At 37.4% G+C, this 3,278-nt stretch carries 6 protein-coding genes; 2 read left to right on the forward strand and 4 right to left on the reverse strand.

The genetic code is table 11. From position 1 onward, the window contains the following. Positions 1-98 precede the first annotated feature (98 nt). The 4 genes from AC1DRF_RS20515 to AC1DRF_RS20530 all read right to left on the reverse strand — a co-directional run bounded on the left by AC1DRF_RS20515 (position 99) and on the right by AC1DRF_RS20530 (position 1,639). Positions 99-632, reverse strand: a complete 534-nt coding sequence (locus AC1DRF_RS20515) for a GNAT family N-acetyltransferase (protein ID WP_230183430.1) — start codon at positions 630-632, stop codon at positions 99-101. A gap of 44 nt (positions 633-676) precedes the next feature. After that, positions 677-1,048 carry a hypothetical protein gene (locus AC1DRF_RS20520; protein WP_013057801.1) on the reverse strand — a complete coding sequence of 124 codons (372 nt, stop codon included), beginning with the start codon at positions 1,046-1,048 and terminating at the stop codon, positions 677-679. 42 nt (positions 1,049-1,090) lie between these two features. Beyond that, positions 1,091-1,282, reverse strand: coding sequence for a hypothetical protein (locus AC1DRF_RS20525; protein ID WP_014459359.1), 192 nt, complete (start codon positions 1,280-1,282; stop codon positions 1,091-1,093). An 84-nt stretch (positions 1,283-1,366) separates the two neighbouring features. Then, on the reverse strand, positions 1,367-1,639 hold the full coding sequence (locus AC1DRF_RS20530; protein WP_477741546.1) for a hypothetical protein: 273 nt from the start codon (positions 1,637-1,639) through the stop codon (positions 1,367-1,369). A 220-nt stretch (positions 1,640-1,859) separates the two neighbouring features. Here AC1DRF_RS20530 and AC1DRF_RS20535 point away from each other — a divergent pair, with 220 nt between their 5' ends. Continuing rightward, complete coding sequence (locus tag AC1DRF_RS20535; RefSeq protein ID WP_043981449.1) at positions 1,860-2,093, forward strand: hypothetical protein; 234 nt, start codon at positions 1,860-1,862, stop codon at positions 2,091-2,093. 6 nt (positions 2,094-2,099) lie between these two features. Further along, positions 2,100-3,218: a GerAB/ArcD/ProY family transporter gene (locus AC1DRF_RS20540; protein ID WP_477741547.1), complete on the forward strand. Its 1,119-nt coding sequence runs from the start codon at positions 2,100-2,102 to the stop codon at positions 3,216-3,218. The last annotated feature ends 60 nt before the right edge of the window (positions 3,219-3,278 follow it).

A 3,278-nucleotide genomic window follows, 5' to 3' on the forward strand; every position in this document is an offset into this window, starting at 1 on the left:
AACTAGATGAAACCTACGTTCACTACAACAATGAAAAAATCCGAACGATTCATCGTTCGGATTTTCATTCACTTAATATACTTTTGCCCAGCCTCTTTTTATAAGTGAAGACCCATAAGCATTGTATTATAGTACACGCCATTTATATAGGTGTCTTTTTCTTTTAATCCTTCTGTTTGAAACCCTAGCTCCCTGTATAAAGAAATAGCTCTTTGGTTATCTTCTCGCGTCACAAGTTCGATTTTTTTTGTTTGTTTATTCGTACGTGCCCATTCAATCAGCTCAATCATTAGCTGTCTGCCTAACCCTAGCCCGCTATAAGATTTCTCTACTACAATACCGAGGGTTCCCACATGCTTATTACGCGGGTTTTGAGACGAGGTGATGGATGCGATACTAATGATTTTCTCTTCTTTTTCAGCCACAATTATAAGAGCATTTTGCTCTTGTTTTACAGAAGCTAAAAACAGTTCGTACTCTGAAAGGGGTGTAAGAAACTCACCTTCTCCAAATGAAAGAAAATCACTTTCTCCTCCTACCCGGTTGTAAAAAGCAATCATTTTCTCTGCGTCTTTTGGTGCTGCTTCTCGAATGCTGACGCCTATACCGTTCTTTAATGTACGTAAACTCATATACCTATCTTCCTTTTGGTTATTCTTGTTTGCTTAGCCGAGTTTTATCGCTGTTTTTCTCTCCACTGATCTAACCACATGCGATTTCCTAAAGCTGTAAAATCATTTTCATCGGCGTAGCGTTCAATGACGGAAAGCGCATTGTCCTCAAGCATTGGTGAATAGCTCATGATTTCTAAAATATGATGTGCAGCCCATAAATCAATTCGATAAGTAGGATTCGTCAGCAGTGTTGCAAATTCAAACAGCATGCCTGGATAGTATAAATGAATGAGCTGCGCAATTTTTTTCATATCTTCTGCAGCTCGATTGCCTTTTTTTACAGATTTTTTATCTCGATAATCGATTTCATAATGAATTTTGGCGCTTTTTTGATAAAGATCAACTAGCGTTTCATACGTACGGTGTTTCCGCATTTCTCATCTTCCTTTGCTTCTAGATTTCCTCGTTTGAAGATGCTATAGTTCATTTTTAGGTTTCATATATTCAAATAAATGCAGCAAAAATATGATACTTCCGCCAATACACATCACAAAACTTAACGTAGCAGGATACTGAATAAAGAAACCGACAACACCAAAAATCAGCATAGCAAGCGCTCCTATCATCATAAACAGATGATAAGCCGGTGTATTTTCTTCATTATTCATACATAACTCCTTTTCACTATTTTTTAAGTTATTAAAAAGATATGACACTTCTTTTGGACTATGATCTTTTATTTTGCTGACGCTTTATTTCTTTAGTTTAGCACGAAGTAACGTGAGAAGGCCTCCTCCAAACATGACGCCACCCACAATTTGATACAGGTGTATGTAGCTTTTTATCGTTTCAAGATACAGATCCGTGTCTGCGTTCCCTTGACTTTCGAGCCATTTTTGACCCATGGCCTGCCCTGTTGCAACACTTTTTAACAAAACGACCAGGCCTYCAAGCATGACAACAGCGGCGATAATAAGCTGCACCTTTTCTTTGTCATCTAGCATTTTTTTGAGCTCATCTGCCATATATCTCTCTCCCATCCTTACCTTGTTATGTATCTACTTGTTTGTAATCATGATGTTTTTTCTATTATAACGCTCAACTTGGTCATTATAACACGGTTTTGCCCTGCCTTTAGCCTTACTTTTCATAAATGAAACCTTTTTGGATCATACTATCTTTGAAACACAGGCGTCTTTAACATCCCTTCATCATTTTTAAAGGGTTACTAATTGAGGTTGATACATGCTTATATTTTTAGGGATTTTTTTACTTTGTGCAGCTGTTTGTTTAGTAGAAATACCTTATTTAAAAAAAGTGAACAGTAAAAAAGAAAAGCGAATGTTTTGGAGTTTGTTCACAGTAAGTATTTTGATTGTTAGTTTAAAATACGGCGGTGTTGAAATCCCCAACCCCGGGGACGGCATTGCTTTTTTATTAAAACCTTTTAGTGATTTTTTGTTCAGTCTGTTGAAGTAAAAGGAAGTGAACAACTTGCATCGTCAGATGAAATTATCCGCAGCACAGTTTCGAATACTCGTCATTTTTTATAGTTTAGGCGATACTATTTTAGTCGTGCCTGGAAGCTTAACCGCTGATTCTAAACAAGAGGCATGGATTCCAGCTATTTTAGGCGTAGGTGTAGGCGTTTTACTGGTATGGATGTATATCAAACTCTCTAGCCTTTATCCGAATAAAACCCTGATAGAACTAAACGAAGCCATTTTAGGAAAGTGGCTAGGAAAGTTTGTCTCTCTTTTATTTGTCGCTTCTACTCTTCTTTTTTGCAGTCAAGTTTTGTTTTACGTGGGCTCGTTTCTAACAACTCGCATTATTATTCAAACACCTATGCTTGCTGTTCATATTTTGTTTATGGGAATTGTGATTGTCGGCGTTCGGCTTGGCATTGAAACGATTGCCCGCTGTGCTGAAATTCTCTTTCCTTGGTTTGTTATTCCGTTCTTAATCTTAGTTTTTTCGATCTTCCCTCAAATTCATTATGAGAATTTGCAGCCTTTGTTAGAGGTAGGCGTTAAGCCTATTATCAGATCTATTCTGGTATTTACAAGCATTACGTCTCTCACTTTTATTGTATTGCTAACCGTTTTCCCTGCTCACGTAGCGGAACCAGACCAGCGGAACCGGGCTTTTTTTACGGGAAGCTTAATCGGCGGAGGCATTATGATTATTATTTTATTGCTTGGCATTCTTGTACTTGGAAATACGTATACACGTATTGCTTTATATCCAAGCTATGAGCTTGCAAGACGGATCGAAGTTGCGGATTTTCTAAAAAACATTGAAGTAATTATGGCTATTATGTGGTTTTTATCTCTTTATTTTAAAACATCTCTCTACTATTATGCGACCGTTTCTGGACTCGCTCAAATTCTTGAATTAAAAAACTACCGAGTTTTAACTCTTCCGCTAGGCATTATTGCCGTTACATTTTCACTTATCRTGTATCCAAGCATTCCATATGAACAAACGTGGGACAGAGATACGTGGATTCCGTACAGTCTGCTATTTGGACTATTTTACCCTCTTGGATTATTAATAGTTGGGAAAATTCGCGTAAAGCATTCTGCGTCTTTATCCAAATAAAAAAGCCGCTTAAGCGGCTTTTAAAAGAACACAGTTATGCTCACTAATCCATTCCACAGC

Source organism: Priestia sp. P5_B4 (genome assembly GCF_056400385.1).